At 47.9% G+C, this 15,785-nt stretch carries 26 protein-coding genes; 6 read left to right on the top strand and 20 right to left on the bottom strand.

Going from position 1 to position 15,785, the window contains the following annotated elements; genetic code table 11:
- Window positions 1-3 precede the first annotated feature (3 nt).
- Genes rsmA through SVXnc_RS02025 form a run of 4 tightly spaced genes read right to left on the bottom strand, consistent with a single transcriptional unit; the run spans window position 4 to window position 2,027 of the window.
- Window positions 4-792 (bottom strand): 16S rRNA (adenine(1518)-N(6)/adenine(1519)-N(6))-dimethyltransferase RsmA, encoded by a 789-nt coding sequence (gene rsmA, locus SVXnc_RS02040; RefSeq protein WP_347722301.1) that lies wholly within the window; start codon window positions 790-792, stop codon window positions 4-6.
- Complete coding sequence (locus SVXnc_RS02035; RefSeq protein ID WP_347722300.1) at window positions 789-1,322, bottom strand: DUF655 domain-containing protein; 534 nt, start codon at window positions 1,320-1,322, stop codon at window positions 789-791. Before SVXnc_RS02035 ends, rsmA begins: the two co-directional genes overlap by 4 nt.
- A 25-nt stretch (window positions 1,323-1,347) precedes the next feature.
- Complete coding sequence (locus SVXnc_RS02030) at window positions 1,348-1,686, bottom strand: Rpb4 family DNA-directed RNA polymerase subunit (RefSeq protein WP_347722299.1); 339 nt, start codon at window positions 1,684-1,686, stop codon at window positions 1,348-1,350.
- A gap of 53 nt (window positions 1,687-1,739) precedes the next feature.
- Window positions 1,740-2,027 carry a 50S ribosomal protein L21e gene (locus SVXnc_RS02025; RefSeq protein WP_347722298.1) on the bottom strand — a complete coding sequence of 96 codons (288 nt, stop codon included), beginning with the start codon at window positions 2,025-2,027 and terminating at the stop codon, window positions 1,740-1,742.
- Window positions 2,028-2,173: 146 nt separating this feature from the next.
- Here SVXnc_RS02025 and SVXnc_RS02020 point away from each other — a divergent pair, with 146 nt between their 5' ends.
- Window positions 2,174-2,305 (top strand): hypothetical protein, encoded by a 132-nt coding sequence (locus SVXnc_RS02020; RefSeq protein ID WP_347722297.1) that lies wholly within the window; start codon window positions 2,174-2,176, stop codon window positions 2,303-2,305.
- Between the two features lie 80 nt (window positions 2,306-2,385).
- On the opposite strand, the gene SVXnc_RS02015 is transcribed toward SVXnc_RS02020, so the two are convergent.
- On the bottom strand, window positions 2,386-3,633 hold the full coding sequence (locus SVXnc_RS02015) for a tRNA pseudouridine(54/55) synthase Pus10 (protein ID WP_347722296.1): 1,248 nt from the start codon (window positions 3,631-3,633) through the stop codon (window positions 2,386-2,388).
- Between the two features lie 33 nt (window positions 3,634-3,666).
- Window positions 3,667-4,200, bottom strand: coding sequence for a YfcE family phosphodiesterase (locus tag SVXnc_RS02010; protein ID WP_347722295.1), 534 nt, complete (start codon window positions 4,198-4,200; stop codon window positions 3,667-3,669).
- A gap of 102 nt (window positions 4,201-4,302) precedes the next feature.
- On the opposite strand from SVXnc_RS02010, the gene SVXnc_RS02005 reads away from it, so the two are divergent.
- Both SVXnc_RS02005 and SVXnc_RS02000 read left to right on the top strand, forming a co-directional pair.
- Window positions 4,303-4,599, top strand: a complete 297-nt coding sequence (locus SVXnc_RS02005) for a hypothetical protein (RefSeq protein WP_347722294.1) — start codon at window positions 4,303-4,305, stop codon at window positions 4,597-4,599.
- 80 nt (window positions 4,600-4,679) lie between these two features.
- Window positions 4,680-5,009, top strand: a complete 330-nt coding sequence (locus SVXnc_RS02000; protein WP_347722293.1) for a hypothetical protein — start codon at window positions 4,680-4,682, stop codon at window positions 5,007-5,009.
- Window positions 5,010-5,027: 18 nt separating this feature from the next.
- Here the strand turns inward: SVXnc_RS02000 and SVXnc_RS01995 are convergent, their stop codons facing one another.
- On the bottom strand, window positions 5,028-6,314 hold the full coding sequence (locus SVXnc_RS01995) for a signal recognition particle receptor subunit alpha (protein ID WP_347722292.1): 1,287 nt from the start codon (window positions 6,312-6,314) through the stop codon (window positions 5,028-5,030).
- Between the two features lie 47 nt (window positions 6,315-6,361).
- Window positions 6,362-6,703 carry a hypothetical protein gene (locus SVXnc_RS01990; RefSeq protein ID WP_347722291.1) on the bottom strand — a complete coding sequence of 114 codons (342 nt, stop codon included), beginning with the start codon at window positions 6,701-6,703 and terminating at the stop codon, window positions 6,362-6,364.
- Window positions 6,704-6,757: 54 nt separating this feature from the next.
- Here SVXnc_RS01990 and SVXnc_RS01985 point away from each other — a divergent pair, with 54 nt between their 5' ends.
- The 3 genes from SVXnc_RS01985 (at window position 6,758) to SVXnc_RS01975 (ending at window position 8,507) form a co-directional block, all read left to right on the top strand.
- Window positions 6,758-7,552 (top strand): alpha/beta fold hydrolase, encoded by a 795-nt coding sequence (locus SVXnc_RS01985; protein WP_347722290.1) that lies wholly within the window; start codon window positions 6,758-6,760, stop codon window positions 7,550-7,552.
- Window positions 7,549-8,067: a hypothetical protein gene (locus tag SVXnc_RS01980; protein ID WP_347722289.1), complete on the top strand. Its 519-nt coding sequence runs from the start codon at window positions 7,549-7,551 to the stop codon at window positions 8,065-8,067. Before SVXnc_RS01985 ends, SVXnc_RS01980 begins: the two co-directional genes overlap by 4 nt.
- 89 nt (window positions 8,068-8,156) lie before the next feature.
- Window positions 8,157-8,507, top strand: coding sequence for a hypothetical protein (locus tag SVXnc_RS01975; protein ID WP_347722288.1), 351 nt, complete (start codon window positions 8,157-8,159; stop codon window positions 8,505-8,507).
- A gap of 78 nt (window positions 8,508-8,585) precedes the next feature.
- Here SVXnc_RS01975 and SVXnc_RS01970 read toward each other — a convergent pair whose 3' ends face one another.
- The 12 genes from SVXnc_RS01970 to SVXnc_RS01915 form a co-directional block, all read right to left on the bottom strand.
- Window positions 8,586-9,476 (bottom strand): signal recognition particle receptor subunit alpha, encoded by an 891-nt coding sequence (locus SVXnc_RS01970; RefSeq protein WP_347722287.1) that lies wholly within the window; start codon window positions 9,474-9,476, stop codon window positions 8,586-8,588.
- Window positions 9,476-9,886, bottom strand: coding sequence for a prefoldin subunit alpha (gene pfdA / locus SVXnc_RS01965; RefSeq protein WP_347722286.1), 411 nt, complete (start codon window positions 9,884-9,886; stop codon window positions 9,476-9,478). Before pfdA ends, SVXnc_RS01970 begins: the two co-directional genes overlap by 1 nt.
- A 5-nt stretch (window positions 9,887-9,891) precedes the next feature.
- Window positions 9,892-10,068, bottom strand: coding sequence for a 50S ribosomal protein L18Ae (gene rpl18a / locus SVXnc_RS01960; RefSeq protein WP_347722285.1), 177 nt, complete (start codon window positions 10,066-10,068; stop codon window positions 9,892-9,894).
- A gap of 93 nt (window positions 10,069-10,161) precedes the next feature.
- Window positions 10,162-10,812 (bottom strand): translation initiation factor IF-6, encoded by a 651-nt coding sequence (locus SVXnc_RS01955; RefSeq protein WP_347722284.1) that lies wholly within the window; start codon window positions 10,810-10,812, stop codon window positions 10,162-10,164.
- The gene (locus SVXnc_RS01950; protein ID WP_347722283.1) at window positions 10,809-11,036 is read right to left on the bottom strand and encodes a 50S ribosomal protein L31e; all 228 of its coding nucleotides are present in this window, start codon (window positions 11,034-11,036) and stop codon (window positions 10,809-10,811) included. The genes SVXnc_RS01955 and SVXnc_RS01950 overlap by 4 nt, the downstream gene beginning before the upstream one ends.
- Complete coding sequence (rpl39e, locus tag SVXnc_RS01945; protein ID WP_347722282.1) at window positions 11,036-11,209, bottom strand: 50S ribosomal protein L39e; 174 nt, start codon at window positions 11,207-11,209, stop codon at window positions 11,036-11,038. The genes SVXnc_RS01950 and rpl39e overlap by 1 nt, the downstream gene beginning before the upstream one ends.
- Before the next feature lie 10 nt (window positions 11,210-11,219).
- Window positions 11,220-11,552: a DNA-binding protein gene (locus tag SVXnc_RS01940; RefSeq protein ID WP_347722281.1), complete on the bottom strand. Its 333-nt coding sequence runs from the start codon at window positions 11,550-11,552 to the stop codon at window positions 11,220-11,222.
- Window positions 11,553-11,559: 7 nt separating this feature from the next.
- Complete coding sequence (locus SVXnc_RS01935; protein WP_347722280.1) at window positions 11,560-11,967, bottom strand: 30S ribosomal protein S19e; 408 nt, start codon at window positions 11,965-11,967, stop codon at window positions 11,560-11,562.
- Between the two features lie 50 nt (window positions 11,968-12,017).
- On the bottom strand, window positions 12,018-12,323 hold the full coding sequence (locus SVXnc_RS01930; RefSeq protein WP_347722279.1) for a hypothetical protein: 306 nt from the start codon (window positions 12,321-12,323) through the stop codon (window positions 12,018-12,020).
- A 36-nt stretch (window positions 12,324-12,359) separates the two neighbouring features.
- On the bottom strand, window positions 12,360-13,097 hold the full coding sequence (locus tag SVXnc_RS01925; protein WP_347722278.1) for a hypothetical protein: 738 nt from the start codon (window positions 13,095-13,097) through the stop codon (window positions 12,360-12,362).
- A 42-nt stretch (window positions 13,098-13,139) separates the two neighbouring features.
- Window positions 13,140-15,059, bottom strand: a complete 1,920-nt coding sequence (gene thrS / locus SVXnc_RS01920; protein ID WP_347722277.1) for a threonine--tRNA ligase — start codon at window positions 15,057-15,059, stop codon at window positions 13,140-13,142.
- Between the two features lie 110 nt (window positions 15,060-15,169).
- Window positions 15,170-15,751, bottom strand: coding sequence for a YIP1 family protein (locus SVXnc_RS01915; protein ID WP_347722276.1), 582 nt, complete (start codon window positions 15,749-15,751; stop codon window positions 15,170-15,172).
- Window positions 15,752-15,785: the final 34 nt, after the last annotated feature.

Below are 15,785 nucleotides of genomic sequence, written 5' to 3'. Positions count from 1 at the left end.
AAGTTAAGTTTTTGCCCGAAGGCTCTCTGAAATTTCCGCGATCTCCCTGACCTCGAGTTCGGTCACCCTTTTCTCCGAGTGAGGCAGATCATCACGGATCTCTTTAGCCTCGTCTTTCTCAAAGCCAAGCATGTGTCGGGCATCCACAAATGCGTTCCGGACCTTTTTCCGCTGGTGTGTGAAAAGCGCTTTTGCCAGCTCGAAGAAAGCCTCCTCGTCTTTTACCCCGTGACGTTCCTTGTTCGGGTAAAGTTTCAGGATCGAGGCCTCGACTTCCGGCTTCGGATGGAAGCTCGAACGAGAAATGTCTCTCAGCTTTACAGGAACGAAATAGTACTGTACCGCGATGGAAAACTCGTTGTAAGCCGATTCACCGGGGTCAGCTATGGCTTTTTCCGCGACCTGTTTCTGTACGATCAGACTGGACTGGATCTGTGCGTCCCCAAGTTTACGGAGTGCCTCCGAGGATATCTGGAACGGAAGGTTTGAAACGCACCGATCGTACTCAAGGTCTTCAAGTTCCAAGAAGTCTTTGTTCAGTACCTCAATGTCCGGGAACTCGGATTCGATATGTCTTGCCAGCGTTGTATCGTTTTCAACAACAGTCAAGCTGCTGGCTCGTTCAACCAGTTTTTCAGTTATAATCCCTGTTCCCGGGCCGATCTCCAGTACGTCCTGTCCGTCTACCTCACCGGCTTCGACCAATGCCTCAACGGTCGCATCGGATTCTAGAAAATGCTGGCCTTTTACAGGCTGTACTCCGAGTTTACGAAGCTGTTCTCTCTGGTTCATGTGAAAAGCTTCTGTTTGGCTTCGCCTTTTAGCTCTTTGATTATTCTATCAACTACGAGCTTGGAAGGCTCCGGCATCGTTGATACACGTTCTTTGATGTCCTTGAAGCTTTCGAACTCTTCTTTCTCTCTTTCGTCTAGAAGGTTCTGCATTAGCTTTGTTCCTACTCCTGGAAGCAGCTCGAATGCGTGTCTTCTAGGAGTTACAGGTGTTGCCTCGTTGAAGAACTTGACGAACTTTTCTTCTTTTTCATCTACAAGTGCTTTCAGAACGTAATCCAGTTCTTTCTGTCCGGTAGATGTTAGATCGTCAAAGCTGATACGTCCTTTGATGTATTTTACTTCGTCTCTCTGGCCTTCTCCAATGTAAAGTTCTTGACCGCCTTTCGGTCGAACCTCATCTCTCATTACAACTTCCAGAAGGTTGAAGTTTTCAGCTCCGATTCCATGGGCTACAGGCTCGTCTTTCTGTCCTGCCCGGCCTCTTTCCAGGAAATCCAGAACTCTGATGTATTCGTCTTTCTGAGTCATAATCAGACTTGTGAGACCGAAGCTTTTATTCGTCGGAGGTCTCTATGCTCTGACAGATCTCGAGGATCTCTTCGATATCGCTGTCATCAAGCTTGACTCTTTCCTTTGAGAAAACCGCTCTTACCGTTGATTCGTGCTTTGGCACTACTTCGAGCAGTTTGAAAACGTGTTTTTCCTTCAAGCTCTCGATTTCTGAAAGCTCCTCGTTAAGCTTCTCAAGGGTTTCCAGATCCTTTACCTTACAGTGTCTGACAAGGTTTTCCAGAGCGATCTTCTGCTCATGGTTGAGGGACTCTTCGTCTCTGTCTTCTAGGACTTCTAGAGCCTCTACAGGGTAGACATACTCCTCTTCCTTTACTTCCATTGTCCGAAGACACCTCGTGTCTTCTGGTTCCTGGAAGATCTTCGATCCACCATCTATTTTACCTCTTGTAGGTGTACTGGCTTGATGTAAAGTGTCTTTTCTTTTCCGCCGTCTTTTACCTTTAGCTCTACTGCGTCTCCGCGTTTTCCGGTGACGTCTGCTGTGCGTCCGTGGTATCTGTGGTGGACGCGGCCATCCTGTACGCTTGGATGGAACTTGATTAGTACTTTTTCACCTTCCTCGAACTGCTTCATGTGGTCGTTTACAGTTAAGGTCTGTTCCGGATCACGTGCGAACTTGTGACGTGTTCCGTGCTGAGAGCCGTGGGACTTCTGTGCCATTGTTTGAATCTCCTCTTAAGTTTACAGCTGGATCGAAATCTTTTAAACCCGGACTACAAATGGTTGCGCTCAGCCCTACAACAGAACAATCTAAGTGCCACTGCTTAGTTACAACACTTATTTAACTGTGGAGTCACAAATACACTTTGAGGGGAAGGACAATCGCAGACTACACAGGGGGAGGAATTCCGGACGACGCAAAAAGCATCAATCAGCTGGAAGTTGATGAACTGGCCGGAGAGATTCTCGAGGAATCACCCGGCTACGAAGAAGCTTAGACCAGGATGCCGGAGGGCTTTCACCTAAATGCTCGCCATAGAACGAGTCCTCCGGTCTCAAACCTTTTCTATCGAAAACCTTACTTTTCAACCCACAAAACGTCTAATTCCACACATTCAGCTTTGGTTCCAAGTATATCTGATACCGATGGCTCGGTATTTCCTTCATCGCTTGAAATCAGCTCCTTGATGTAGGTACCGGCTTCGGCCTCTATCTCAAGTTCTATCTTTTTCTCGCCAACTCTCTCGGCTTCTATCTCGAAGACTTCTCGTTTGCGGACCTTTTCCGCCCGGCGGTGCTGTACCCGGTTCGGCGTAAACTGTTTTACCTCTCCTACGATCTCCTGAAGCTTCTCTAGGCTCTCTTCTTCGATGTCTTCTTCGAGTTCGACCAGAGCGCGGTACCGTTTGTCGGCGTGTTTCTGTTTGATCTCTGCGGCCTCATCTTTTCCTGCCGGCCGCACGTTGAATATCTCTACGTCCTCGCTTTCGTTGACCTCTTCAGCCAGTGCTTCAAGATCAAGGTCTCTGTGGATCGGTTCTCTCAGCTCGAGTACGAACTCTCTTTTACCCAGGCACTTTGCGTCAACGTCCTCTCGGCCTCCGCCGTGGAACTTCGCATCGATCGCTTTGGTTTCACGCATGAAAGGCTCCTGGATAATTTCCTGGACGCTCGTCGGATAGTTTTTACCAGTCCAGTCACATTCATCGCAGCCGTCTCCACGGCAGTTTCTACAGTGCCATTCGGTCTGCGGTAGCTCTCTTGAGTACTTGTTGTACTGGCCGTAGACCAGAAGCGAGTTGACCTGTAGCTCGATACGTTCCTTTCCCTCCCGCATGTCTACAACCGCCATGATGTCCGCTCGCTCGAAATCCACCTCGATCCCAAGCTCTTTTTCCACGCGTTTTCCTATCAAGCGAGATAACTCGGTTTTTACCGGCTCGGTGAACTCAACGCCGTAATCTTCCCATAAGTCTTCCTCTGCGGCTATAACACTTTCCGGCGGACGGATTCCGACAAGGAAAGTCGATAGCTCGTAACGATCGAAAGAACTTATCACCATATCAGCGTACTCATCCACACGAGCAAACAAACCACCACACACTTTACATTCGGAAGAATCAATGTTTGAACCTTCGAACTCCGCTTCCTCCGGGACGTTTTCCGGATCGAAGTCCGATTCCTCTAGATCAGGCTCTTTTCTTATTATTGCGCCTCTCTCGTAGTTTTCAAGGCCGTAACCTAGCTTGGCAAACTGCCTTCCGAGACAGTGATCACATAGTTTTTCTTCAAGCAAAGCATCAGCTTTCTCTTTTACTGGATTCATACCTAGGTTATAGAGCTGAAGCTTTTAACACATCTAGAGTTCGAAGGACTTCGATTCTATCTGATTTACCTCGCCATCAACAAGTTCGATCATCTCAACTCTCAGCTCGTCTTCGACGTAAACTTTCATCATCCGGGGATTTCCATCGACGGAGCTGCCGCCTCCTACACCGGTACAGCTACCAGGGTTCAACAGAATCTTTCCCTCGAACTCTGTCGCTTCCTGCTGGTGGGTATGGCCGTGTAAAAGCACTTTAGAGTTTAGTTCATCAGCGGTCTTTGCCAAGGTAGGCTTGTGACCTCTAGGCGTGATACGAGATCCATGGTACATACCGATCTTCACCCCATTAGTCTCAAATGAGTTGTAGTTATCGATTTCGAACCTATCGCAGTTGCCTTTAACCGCATGGAACTCCTCGCTGATCGAATCAAGCTCATCGTACATCTCCCGGGTTTCAAAGTCTCCGCAGTGGGCTACAGTATCAGCCTGTTTTAGAATTTCGATGAACTGCTCTGGTATTCTGTCCGCGCGGTTGGGAACATGGGAATCAGAGATTAAAGCTATCATAAACTCAAACTATCGTCGATTTTATAAACCGGTTACGGATTAGTATATACTTGAAGGGGAGTAACGAGTGAGAGGGGGGATCACCGAGAGGAAAAACACTAGATGCCTTCAAGAACACGGAAAACGCTGTATAGATACAGCTTGCTGACACTGCTCGGAGTTACCGAGGCAGTTTCACGCGCAGACTATCATGTGCCATCGAAATGGTACACGTTTATCGATACGTTTAGAGCCACCTCTAGCGTTGTACACGACCTTCTATCAACTGTTGACGAAGAAGTTGAAAAAGAGTACCGGCAGAAAGAGGAAATGCTTGAGAAAAGACTCGGTAAAAAGAAGTTCTACGATGAAAACGAACTTGAGCAGCTAAAACAGATTTATCCACAGATGGAAGTCTGAACTAGACCAAGCGCCACGGTCTCGGACGCCCCGGTATACCAAGACTTATTTATAATTAGCTATCAGAGAGTAACAATATAATGACTGATTCTGAAACTACACGAAGGACGTTTTTAGCAAGTACTACCGCAGCACTTACAGGCCTAGCTGGATGTGCCTCAAACGAAAAAAGCCGTACAGAAGTACTTTTGGAGAAGGGCGACACTCACGAAGGAATATATCTGGAGAACTCATACTCTAACGGAACTGTGGAAATTGACCGCGTAGCTGATGCGAGTGGACCAATTTCATATGAAGAGGGAGATAATATCCTATGCGACATGAGCGAGGATAGTCCGAGAGGCTTCTATGTTAAAGACGCCCGTGACGGAGAAGCAACGATAGAAGTACGGGAAGGTTACGACTGTTAAGAAAAATCCTAAAGGGTCCTAGAGACCCATCTGTTTCATCATTTTCTGCATGTTTCCACGTTTCATTGATCCTTTATCGAACTTATCCATCATGTTCTTTGTCTGGCGGAAGTGTTTCATCAGTTCACGGACATCCTCTCTCGAGGTCCCCGAACCGTCAGCGATACGTTCCACTCTTGACTTCTTGATAACCGACGGATCGACTTTCTCCTCTTCTGTCATTGAATCGATTATGGTGCTGTAGTTTCCAATCTTTTCTTCGGTCATAGAGGCCATGTTGTCCGGCATCTGTGTTCCTATAGGCAGCTGCTGCATGATCTCTTCCATCATGCCGGCGTCTGTCACACTTTCCATCTGCTCTTTGAAATCAACCAGTGTGAAATCTCCTTCCAGGAGTTTTTCCGGATCGGTATCTAGCTGTTCAACCTTCTCAAGCAATGATTCGAGATCGGGCTGACCAATCATGTCCGATACGAAGTCAACAGGGTCGAACTTCTCGAGGTCGCCGAGTTTCTCACCTGTTCCTACGTAGAAAACCGGCGCGCCTGCGTTCTTACATGCTACAAGCGCTCCACCTCCCTTCGCGCTGGAATCCATCTTGGTAACTATAACACCATCGACGCCTACGGCTTCCGTAAACTGTTCGGCCTGTTTTTTCGCGGACTGACCGATATCAGCCGGCATCACCAGGAAGGTATAATCCGGTTGGAAAACCTCGTACATATCCGAAAGCTCTTTTTTCAGGTCTTCATCCAGCGAGTTACGTCCCGCCGAGTCAACTATAGTAAGGTTCGAATCGATTTCAGCCATCCCGTTTTCCACGACTTTTACGGGGTCTTCAGCGTCTTTCTCACCATAAAAAGCAGATTCCGCATCTTCCGATAGCTGTTTTAGCTGATCGTATGCTGCCGGTCTGTCGGTATCCGCTGCGATCAGCCCTGGTTTCCGGCCTCTTTTCCGGAAGTGATCGGCTAGCTTCGCGGCAGTCGTGGTCTTTCCTGCTCCGTAGAGACCGCATAGAAGTATTCTGTCCGGCTCCTCTATTTCAGGTTCGTCTCCTAGAAGTTCTTCGAGCTTGTTGTATACAATTTCAAGTACGTGTTCTTTCCGGGAAAGTCCCTTCGGTACGTCTTCGCTTAAGGCCTCTTCTCTTATCTCATCGGATAGTTCCGATACAAGTCCGACATCCACGTCGGCTGCGATCAGATCGCGTTGAATGTCTTTTACGAGCTGTTCTACGGCTTCCTCGTCCGCAACTCCTTTGCGGGAGAACTTCTGGACAGATTCCTTTATTTTGTCAAACATACTCTACTGTTAGTCGGGAAAGCATTAAACCTTCAGGATTTACCTGCTCAGTCTCCTCCTATACTCCATAAAGTGTTCAACATGATAGATACAAGCCCGGAGAGAAGTGCTATGCCGAATGCGAAAAGCCAGGTGTTCGCCGAACTGTAGCCTTGGAAGCTGAGGTAGATGAAGCTGCCGATGAATCCCATGAAAGCTGCGATCGGCGGATTCTTGAGGAAGCTGACTGTGTTTAGTGTCTTGCCTTTCGTTGTCAGACCCCATAGGAACCATGATACGGCGAAAATTATCATTAGAGCTGAGGCTAGTCCGATCTCCGGGTACAGGTAGTATGCTGTGGTTCCTGAGAGCGCACCTATTAGAAGTATCAACTGGTCTTTACTGGCCACGTTAAAGGCCTTTTAGTCCAAGGGATAAAAGAATTTCCGGCTCTAGTCGATAATATGGAGTTTGAACCCCTTGAGGAAGATATAGAATACTACGATTCGAAGACGGACTCGAACATCCAGATAGTGTTCGTACCAGGTATCGGCGGCTGGAAAACATGGAAACACCAGTTGAAGTATTTTTCGAACCGTTACAGAACACTCTGCGTCAGAACAGATGACAGAGATTATGAAAGCTCTGTAAAAGCCCTGAAAACTGTTTTAAATCGGAAAAACCTAGATAACGTTGTTCTGATCGGATCGGACCTAAGTAATCGCGTTGTACAGAGTTTCAGCGATAGGAAGACAGTGATCTCTACAGTGATGACGAACTTCAGCTTTGAGATCCCGAAAGTTCGACGCGAGACGTTCAAACTAGTCTCAAGTACGTGTGGCAAACCCAAACTCCTGAAAAAACTGTTTTTATCGGAGAATACGAACTACCGTATCGCCAGAGAACTGTCAGAAGAGCTTGAGCTGATGGACTACAGCGATTACTGTTCGTACAGCGGCATTGAGTCCGATACAGAAATTGAGAATGGCTTGGTTATTCAGGCATCCGACGATCGTTTCTCAACGCTTGAAGATGCTATCGCGCTAAGACCGGATATAACAGTCCGGGAGGTCGCAGGAGGCAGCTTCTGCTTCTATGAGAAACCAGAGGAGTTCAACAAGGCTTTAGCCGAGTTCGCTGATAGGCTTGAAAGTTTTATTGAGAGCAAACAGATCAGAGAGAAACGTGAGAAAAACCGTTCTCTCGATGAGTTTGAAACCCAGAAAACGTTTCAAGAACAGCTAGAGATAAGAGAATGATAGCAGGAATTATACTAAAGGATAACATCGAAGAAAAATCCGTTATAGCTTTTCTAGATGAGGAAATTGAGTGCTTTGAGGTCTCGACCAACGATGAACTGGTTGAGAAACTCGATGAGAAAAAGCCAGGAGTAGTGGCTGTAGACGCCCCCATGGAAGTCGGGCCTACAGAGCTTAACGAAGGAGAAAAAGAGCTAAAAGAACAAGGACATATTTTCACGCCTTCAGGCCAGCAGAAAACTACGGCAAGACGTCTGGAGGCTCTTCAAGACCAGGCGTTCAATGTTATGGGAGGCAATACCCCCGATTTCATCCGTTTTGATCCACATATTACAGCTGAAGAACTTGCTCTTGATACGGACGAGGCCTTGAAGTCTATCGGAGTTGAGGCATCAAATATTAGAGGCGCCGAACAGTTCGATGCTGTTCTCGGAGCCATCACCGCCCGTTTCTATGAGCAGAACCAGTTCGAGGAGATGGGAGTGGTCGTACCCGAGGCACTGGACGAAGAGTAATCTCGGGAAACTCTTGATTTTTTGCGAGAATCCGCAACCACAAGCCTTAAAAGGATTTTACGAGCAAAGAGTGAATACAGGTTTTAGCAATGGGCATGGAAAAGTTCTACAAGACAGTAAGACAGCAGTTCGGAATTGACAAACAGCAGATGAAACAGGAGCTGAAGAAAGAAGCTACCGAAGAGCTACGTGAAGAGCTTCACGAAGAGATATCCTACATCGAAGCCCAGATGAAAGAGTACGAACAGCTAGTCGCAGAAGTCAACCACTTGCTTGCCACAATGAGAAAGGACCGTATCAAGTCAAAAGGTTCCTCTAAGAGCAAACAGATCAAGATGGACGATATGAAAGAGGATCTCGAGCCGCTGAAAAACAAGCTACGGAAGCTTGAAGATTCAATGGACGAACGGCTGGAGCGACAGCAGGCTCTAAGCCGCTAAATCGTCCAGAAACAAATAAAGTTCCACTTTAACTTCTATTTAATTCAGTAAGAGAGTAAAGAAGAGAAAAAGATACGTTTATTCGAGGATCTGTTCGACAAACTTTTCCTTGTCAAAATCCTCGATATCATCGTAACCCTGGCCGTTGCCGAGAAACGCGACCGGTTTACCGGATTTCTGGCTGATCGAGATAATTGCTCCACCGGCATCATCAACATCCATCTTGGTGACGATGATCGCATCGAACATTCCTTCGTAGGCATCTGCCTGCTCGACGATATCGTTGCCTGCCAAGGCATCTATCACAAGGAACGTAATATCCGGTTCGTTGACATCAACCATCTTTTTCAGCTCATCCATCAGGTTCTGATCAGAGTGTGAGCGCCCTGCCGTATCAACCAACGCGACTTTGTCGTTGTTGTTAGCGTGTTCGACGGTATCATAGCCTACCGCTGCCGGATCCGATTCGTATTCGTGGGCGATTACCTTCTTTCCCAGTGCGTCTCCGTGTTCTTTAAGCTGCTCGATCGAGGCCGCACGGAAAGTATCTCCCGCTCCAAGAACAGTATCCATTCCTCTATCGTCGAGCTGCTTGGCCAGTTTAGCAGCCGTAGTGGTCTTGCCGCTGCCGTTGAAACCTATAAGGAAAACTACGGGCGGTTTCTCGACCGTTTCAAGTTCACTGTAGAAATCGTAGCCATCGTCAAGTATTTCCAAGAGCGCGTCTTTTACAGCTTGGTTAACAGTTTCCTCGACGGCTGTGCGCTTTACCTCTTCTCCCAGAAGGCTTTCACGTATCTGAGCTTCTATCTGTTCGGCTGCCTCCATCGATACGTTGGACTGAAGTAGCTTCAGCCGCATCTGTTCGAGCAGCGGATCAAGTGTGTCTTCATCCAGCTCTTTTTTGGCTACCGCTGACTTTACGTTATCCGATAAGTCCTTTACAGTGTCCTTGAAACGTCCGAGCATTATTCTTCCTGTTGTTCGGCTTGCTGGCGTTGAATTTCCTGCTGGATCTCCTGCATCTGAGACCGTAGCTCATCAAGCGTCTCATCCAGCTCCTCTTTCGTACTCTTCAGGTTCTCCTGTCGGTCCTGAAGTACTTTCTCCGCTCCTTCGAGATCCGTCTGTTTCATTGTCTCGCTGCCGATGTTTACAACTACTTTACCAGTCTCCTTTAGCTCTGTAATCGCGGAAACACCTGATCCGATAGGAGCAAGTACCTCACTTCCTTCCTCTGCGTCTTCAAGCTGTTTGACGGCCTGAACTGTTTCCTGAGACTCTTCGATGTTTTGTTCTACCTGCTCGACGTATTCCTGTACCTGCTCGATCTGCTGTTGGAGCTGCTGGTACTGCTGCATGGCCTGCTGTCCCTGCATAAGTATTAAGCCTCGTTCTCTTCTTCGACTGTAATCTTTGATCTCTTTACAGAGTGTTCGCTACAAAGCGTTGAGTAAAGTTTGTCCTTTGCGTGTTTCATAGAGTTAGCTTCAACTGTTCTCTCGAACGGCTGAGTGCCTTTTCCCTGAGTTATCTCTCCTGAGAAAACGTATTCTTTCATAGTTAACGAGGTGGTAAAGAACTTTTTAAACACTGCGAGAAACCAGCTGGGAAAACGGAGGACACTATGTGATTCGAACGCCAGTCGGAACACTTACTGCTCTTCTACGTGAAGAGTTCTATCGATCCTTCCGATCTCCGGTCCGGTACTTTCCTCTCCGACCAAGACGTTTTCATCGTCACAGATCATTCCAGATCCAATGTAGGGCGATCCCATGTTGATGGAGCCGATATCTACTCGTTCAACATCTAGTACTTCTGAGACTAGCTCGGCGTCTTCTTCGGTTGCTTCACGGTGTAGTAATGCGCCTTTGTTGTTGGCTGCTGCGGCAACTCCGGGATTAGGTATTCCTGCGATCGTACCGATCTTGACAGGCACCTCCAGTGCGTCTTCGATCTCGTCTTTGACCTCTTCAAGTCTCGGGGAGATTAAAGCGCCTTTGTCGTTGGCCAGTATCATGTTACCTAAAGCATTTCTCCTTGAGTTGATTACCTCGAAGGCTACCTCAGATTCTTCCATCTTCTTCTGTTCGATGTTGGAAAGTCCTTCAGGAACCAGGATACAGTTCGAGTTACCTGCGGTGAAAAGACCTGGAAGCTTTGTCCGAGTGATAAAGGTCTCTACTGACTTTGCTTCGAAAAAATCCTTCCGCTTGAACTCTGGAGGATAGATCGCGTACTCAGGCGTTACTGTGGCGGCGAAGCCAACGGTTGGCTCGCCTTCGTAGTTGTAACGTTCAATCATTCTTCTGGGTAAGCGACTTTTTCGCCGTCGTCGTTTTCCTCAACGACTACGTCGATCCGTTTCGGAGGCTTCTGAACTCCGCGTTTCCAGATAACGTTGTTCAGCTCGTTGCTGACCTTGATCTCTCCTTCTTTAGTTTCTAGCTTTCTTCTCAGAACAGCTAGTGCTTTGCTTGCTCTCTTGTTACGCGGGTATGCGTAAGCCTGTGAAATGTTCATTCTCATTATTCGTCAGTGTCGTTTCTTCTCCAATGTCGGCTTTTGCGTGGCTTGATCGTCTTCTTCCGTGCCTTGTCCATACCGAATGCTTTGATGGAAACCCATCTTGGTGCGGACTTAGCTGTCTTTTTAGCTTTCGCCAATCTTATCTTCTTTGCCTTTGACTTGTTGGAACTCATACTATTTGTTTCACCTTCTAAACTTTATACTTCCTTGATTTTTCGACTGCTCGTTGCTGAGCTGTTCCAGGATGTTTTTCAGTCGTTCATCCGTGACCGAGTTTTCCTTGACGCGTCCTGCGCGTCCCATCTGGGCGAGTTGCATCTCGATGGCGGATGCCTTCTCAGGATCCGCTGCTCGAATGTTTCCCAGTCTTGACTGTGCTTCTGAGGTCAGGTACTTCGAGGCCTGGTTTTTGATCTGCTGGCGTTGTTGCTCAGCTTGATCCTCACCGTCTTGGTTCTGGAGCTGCTCGCGTTTCTGTTCACGGAGCTTTTCCAGTTCGTCCTCGGAGTCTGACATAGCTAGTCTAAACTAGGCTTGATGCTTTTTCGTCCAGAAAGCTCTTTCCTTCGTCTGTGATCTTTCGTCCTTCGCCTTCCTCTGTCTCAACGTAACCTGCTTGTTCAAGGTTCTGAAGAGCGGTTCGGATAACCTTTCCAGAAGCCTTTGAATGATGCTCTGGTGCGTGTCCGTTGTTCTTTCGTTTTCCGTAGATAGTCCTTAGCTTGGATACTCCAAGAGGTCCATCTGTGTAGATTCTTCTGAGGATTGCTGCGGAACGAATGTGATACCAGTTGTCCTGTTCCGGAGTTCTTTCTCTTCCCACACCTGTCTTTACAAATTCCGTCCAGTCAGGTGCTTCGAAATCATCCTCTAGATCGTTTGCCGCTGCGTTGATTAGAGGCTCGGCTTTGACATCGTATACGTTTACCATATACTGGTTAATCGAGGTGAAGCTTTTAAAACAAAGTCAATATCGGGCGGCTACCAGTCCTCAAATTCCAGCTTTAGACCACCGAACCTTCCGGCAAACCAGTTATAGACATGCCCTATAACCACGCCCATGACGAATCCCATTCCCGCGTAAACCGCTATCAGGAAAGCAACAAAGAAGATGCCTCCTACAATCGCAGCTAAAAGCCCTGTCAACGCGACATCCACCGTGGAAAGCCCGATGAAAAGGAACGGTACGTAGATCAAAAGAGTTGCCAGGCTGAAAACTGTGGAAACCAGCGCACTCCACTTACCTAGGGAGACAGGATCGATTCTGGAAAGCGTTTTCTTACTCATAGAATCTAATTTCGGCCGGTGCTTTTTACGGTTAACTCATTGGATGTACCGAGGGCGTCTTCCCTCACGTCTTTCCAAGGCCTCCTCGATAGATTTCTTGTTTGCCTCATACTCTTTTTCAGAGACCTCTCGGCTTTCCTGGCTGAGCGGAAACCGAGGGCCTTGCTTCCGAACACGCTTCATGGCCTCTTCGATGCTCTTGGTTCCTGTATCTTTGATGTAAGGATTCTGACGTTCCCGTGTATTTTCCATTAGTTGCTGGGCTTTCTCGGCATCTAGGAACCGTCTGAGATCCCGTCTTTCCTCTGGTCCAAGTTTCTGCTCGTATACCTCGGCTAGATCCTTCCCCAGCTTGCTCTGTAAGAAATCTGAATCAAGTCTTAACGCGGTTTTTATCGCACCCTCCGAGTCCTTGAGCATCTGATCTCTCAGGGACCGGTATTCTTCTAGACCTACCTCATCTTCCGGGATCTCGAACCCGTGCTGATCGGCAAGATACGAGGCTAGTTCGGGTAGAATGTCGGGTTCGGACTCGAAGTCTAAATCGTAACTACTGAGTCGCTGACCGTGATCCTTCAAGCCCAGAAGGTGCTGGGAGACGGATTCAAGATACTTTTCGAACTCCTCTTCTGGAATTTCGCCGTCCTTAAGCTCCTCAATCTTATTGTTATAGCTTCTGAGGACGGTTTGGACCTTTCCTATTCTCTGTTTGTAACCAGCCAGTTCCTGGCTGTAGGACTTCAAAGCCTCTGCGGGACTGTTGTACTCTTCCACTCATGGGCTTTACTCAGCCCCGCGTTTAACTTTTACGGCACTTTACTCGATGAAATCCGGTTCCAAGCGTTTGTCCGCGACCTCCTCGGCTAGGTGGGTTCCGAACTCCTCGATCGGAACATCGGACTCTTCGTTTTCAAACCTGTCCCTGACGGAAACCGTTCGGTTCTCTTCCTCGTCATCTCCAACGATCAGCATGTAAGGAACCTTATCGTCGTGAGCGTTCTGGATCTTCTTGCCGACCGTCCATGAACGGTCCTCGACTTCAACGCGGAACCCATCCAGTTTCTCCTTGACTTCTCTGGCGTATTCAAGTGAGTCATCGCTGACCGGCAGAATTCTAACCTGTTCCGGTGCCAGCCATGTTGGGAAACTTCCTTCAAACTGCTCGATTAATACCATCATGAAACGCTCGTAGCTTCCATAAAGCGCACGGTGGATCATGACCGGTCGCTGATCTTCGTTGTTCTCCCCTGTGTAAGTTAGATCGAATCTTTCTGGCATGTTAAAGTCAAGCTGTACTGTCGGACCATCCCACTCCCTTCCGAGAGCGTCTTCGAAGGCCACATCGATCTTTGGACCGTAAAAGGCCCCGTCTCCTTCCTCAACGCCGTACTCGAGATCTAGTTCTTCTAGTACCTCACGTAAGGCGTCTTCTGACTTGTTCCAGATCTCATCGCTTCCAACGGATTTTTCCGGTCTTGTCGCGAGAAAGTACTCAGCTTCCATATTAAAGGTCTTTAAGACTTTCTCGATGTTTTCCATTATCTGTAGAATCTCCTGTTTGATCTGATCAGGCCGTACGAACAGGTGAGCATCATCGATTGTAAACGACCAGACCCTTGAGAGACCGGACAGTTCGCCGCGCTGTTCCTTCCGGTAGACCTTCCCGTTCTCTGCGTACCGGACCGGCAGGTCCTTGTAGCTCCAGGACTGCTGTTTGAAAATTGTGGCATGACCCGGACAGTTCATAGGTTTCAGACCGTACTCTTCGTCACCTACTTCCAGCAGGAACATATCGTCCCGGTAGTTTTCGTAATGACCGGACTCTTTCCACAGCTCCGTTCGGAACAGATGAGGTGTTTCCACAAAGTCATAGCCCTGATCTTTATTCATGTTGTCAACGAAGCCTCTCAGCTCCGAGATAACTGTCTGGCCGTTCGGATGGTAAAGCGGAAGACCTGGACCTGTAACCTCCGGTATTGAGAAAAGATTCATCTCCTTCCCGATCTTACGGTGATCTCTCTTCTGAGCCTCCTCTCTCAGTTCAAGGAACTCATCCAGATCGCTTTCGTCTGCGAAAGCGGTTCCGTAAACCCTTGTTAGCATCTCGTTTTCTTCATCGCCGCGCCAGTAAGCACCTGCGATATTCAATAACTTGAAGCCGCCGATCTCCCCGGTTGAATCGACGTGAGGGCCTTTACACAGGTCCTTGAACTCTCCTTGTTCATAGAACGTGACTCGGTTCCCTCCAGCTGCCTCTTCTTCAAGGATTTCCCGCTTGTACTTATTATCTGAGAAGAATGCTTGTGCTTTACTCCTAAGCATCCCATCAACTCTTTTGATCTCGAGGTCTTCTTCGATAATCTTTTCCATCTCCTCTTCGATCTCTCGCAGGTCTTCCTGTTCGAGTTCTACATCGGCTACATCGTAGTAGAATCCTTCATCCGTGGAAGGCCCAATTGTAAGCTTTGCTTCCGGATGGATTCGTTTCAGTGCCTGTGCGAATACGTGTGCGGCGCTATGGCGTAGAACTTCCAGGTACTCTTCGCTGCTTGGAGTGACGATATGTATTTTATCTCCGTCGCTTACGGTCTCTTCTTTTGCGACTAGCTCTCCGTTGATCTTTCCGGCTTTGGTGTCGTTTCCTAGGCCTTCTCCGATCTTGTATGCTACATCTTCTACTGTTGAGTTTTCCTCCATTTCTAGTTTGGAGCCGTCTGGAAGCTCTACTTCAATCATATCCTAGTTTTTCAGAAGTAACTTTGAATAGCTGTTGGCGCGAACACCAGAAGTCTCTGAAATCAAGCTTCGGATTCGGTAAGAAAGAAAAAAGAAGGAAAGGTCGAGGTTTACTGGGCTGGAACTGTAGCCGGAGCCGTCGAACCAGCCAGAACCATAACCAGAAGCGCTATATAAAGCAACATTCCAGCTACAGGAAGTGAAATCGCTACTATAAACGCTCTGAAAGGCGTTGTATCGTGTAGCTTCTTGATTCCTACGTACTGGATGTAAAGCGAGTATATAGCGGCTAGGAAGTTGATCAGCGGGATCCAGCTGATGACTGTGATTGAGAGCGAATAAGTGAATGCGGAAACAGTCTTTTCTACATCTCTCATTCCAAGGGCGTATGCTACTACATGCATAAGCGCTCCTGAGATAAATGCGTTTAGGATGTAGAAAACCCCGAGAAGTACGGGCATCAGTAATCCGATGACTACGCTGGTGACTGCCGAAGTTCCTGTGGCTCCCGGACTTACGACTCCGAAGAGAATTACCACAAGACCGATTAGGCCTCCGATCAGCGCGCCCATCAAACCTGCGAACTTAGCGGACTGTCCCAGACTGTAGTCTTCGAGCTGTTCGAAGAACTCTGAAGGACCTGTTAAGACAGACTTCAGATCCTGGAACCAGTCGTCAAGCTGTTCTCTCATATTCCAGATTCGAGAACCGATAGTTAAAATAATG

Origin of the sequence: Candidatus Nanohalococcus occultus (genome assembly GCF_029207735.1) — an archaeon.
GTDB lineage: Archaea > Nanohalarchaeota > Nanosalinia > Nanosalinales > Nanosalinaceae > Nanohalococcus > Nanohalococcus occultus.
Note: the sequence above shows the minus strand (reverse complement) of the source record. Positions and strands in the feature narration are given on the sequence as shown.

Excerpts from the sequence above, each read along its gene's own strand:
- rsmA (WP_347722301.1), bottom strand. The coding sequence starts at position 792 with ATGAACCAGAGAGAACAGCTTCGTAAACTCGGAGTACAGCCTGTAAAA.
- SVXnc_RS01935 (WP_347722280.1), bottom strand. The coding sequence starts at position 11,967 with ATGGTAAACGTATACGATGTCAAAGCCGAGCCTCTAATCAACGCAGCG.
- rpl39e (WP_347722282.1), bottom strand. The coding sequence starts at position 11,209 with ATGAGTTCCAACAAGTCAAAGGCAAAGAAGATAAGATTGGCGAAAGCT.
- SVXnc_RS01930 (WP_347722279.1), bottom strand. The coding sequence starts at position 12,323 with ATGAGTAAGAAAACGCTTTCCAGAATCGATCCTGTCTCCCTAGGTAAG.
- SVXnc_RS02025 (WP_347722298.1), bottom strand. The coding sequence starts at position 2,027 with ATGGCACAGAAGTCCCACGGCTCTCAGCACGGAACACGTCACAAGTTC.
- SVXnc_RS02000 (WP_347722293.1), top strand. The coding sequence starts at position 4,680 with ATGACTGATTCTGAAACTACACGAAGGACGTTTTTAGCAAGTACTACC.
- thrS (WP_347722277.1), bottom strand. The coding sequence starts at position 15,059 with ATGATTGAAGTAGAGCTTCCAGACGGCTCCAAACTAGAAATGGAGGAA.
- SVXnc_RS02035 (WP_347722300.1), bottom strand. The coding sequence starts at position 1,322 with ATGACTCAGAAAGACGAATACATCAGAGTTCTGGATTTCCTGGAAAGA.
- SVXnc_RS01955 (WP_347722284.1), bottom strand. The coding sequence starts at position 10,812 with ATGATTGAACGTTACAACTACGAAGGCGAGCCAACCGTTGGCTTCGCC.
- SVXnc_RS01980 (WP_347722289.1), top strand. The coding sequence starts at position 7,549 with ATGATAGCAGGAATTATACTAAAGGATAACATCGAAGAAAAATCCGTT.
- SVXnc_RS01995 (WP_347722292.1), bottom strand. The coding sequence starts at position 6,314 with ATGTTTGACAAAATAAAGGAATCTGTCCAGAAGTTCTCCCGCAAAGGA.
- SVXnc_RS02030 (WP_347722299.1), bottom strand. The coding sequence starts at position 1,686 with ATGGAAGTAAAGGAAGAGGAGTATGTCTACCCTGTAGAGGCTCTAGAA.
- SVXnc_RS01940 (WP_347722281.1), bottom strand. The coding sequence starts at position 11,552 with ATGTCAGACTCCGAGGACGAACTGGAAAAGCTCCGTGAACAGAAACGC.
- rpl18a (WP_347722285.1), bottom strand. The coding sequence starts at position 10,068 with ATGAAAGAATACGTTTTCTCAGGAGAGATAACTCAGGGAAAAGGCACT.
- SVXnc_RS01975 (WP_347722288.1), top strand. The coding sequence starts at position 8,157 with ATGGGCATGGAAAAGTTCTACAAGACAGTAAGACAGCAGTTCGGAATT.
- SVXnc_RS01985 (WP_347722290.1), top strand. The coding sequence starts at position 6,758 with ATGGAGTTTGAACCCCTTGAGGAAGATATAGAATACTACGATTCGAAG.
- SVXnc_RS01915 (WP_347722276.1), bottom strand. The coding sequence starts at position 15,751 with ATGAGAGAACAGCTTGACGACTGGTTCCAGGATCTGAAGTCTGTCTTA.
- pfdA (WP_347722286.1), bottom strand. The coding sequence starts at position 9,886 with ATGCAGGGACAGCAGGCCATGCAGCAGTACCAGCAGCTCCAACAGCAG.
- SVXnc_RS01950 (WP_347722283.1), bottom strand. The coding sequence starts at position 11,036 with ATGAGAATGAACATTTCACAGGCTTACGCATACCCGCGTAACAAGAGA.
- SVXnc_RS02015 (WP_347722296.1), bottom strand. The coding sequence starts at position 3,633 with ATGAATCCAGTAAAAGAGAAAGCTGATGCTTTGCTTGAAGAAAAACTA.
- SVXnc_RS02010 (WP_347722295.1), bottom strand. The coding sequence starts at position 4,200 with ATGATAGCTTTAATCTCTGATTCCCATGTTCCCAACCGCGCGGACAGA.
- SVXnc_RS02005 (WP_347722294.1), top strand. The coding sequence starts at position 4,303 with ATGCCTTCAAGAACACGGAAAACGCTGTATAGATACAGCTTGCTGACA.
- SVXnc_RS01970 (WP_347722287.1), bottom strand. The coding sequence starts at position 9,476 with ATGCTCGGACGTTTCAAGGACACTGTAAAGGACTTATCGGATAACGTA.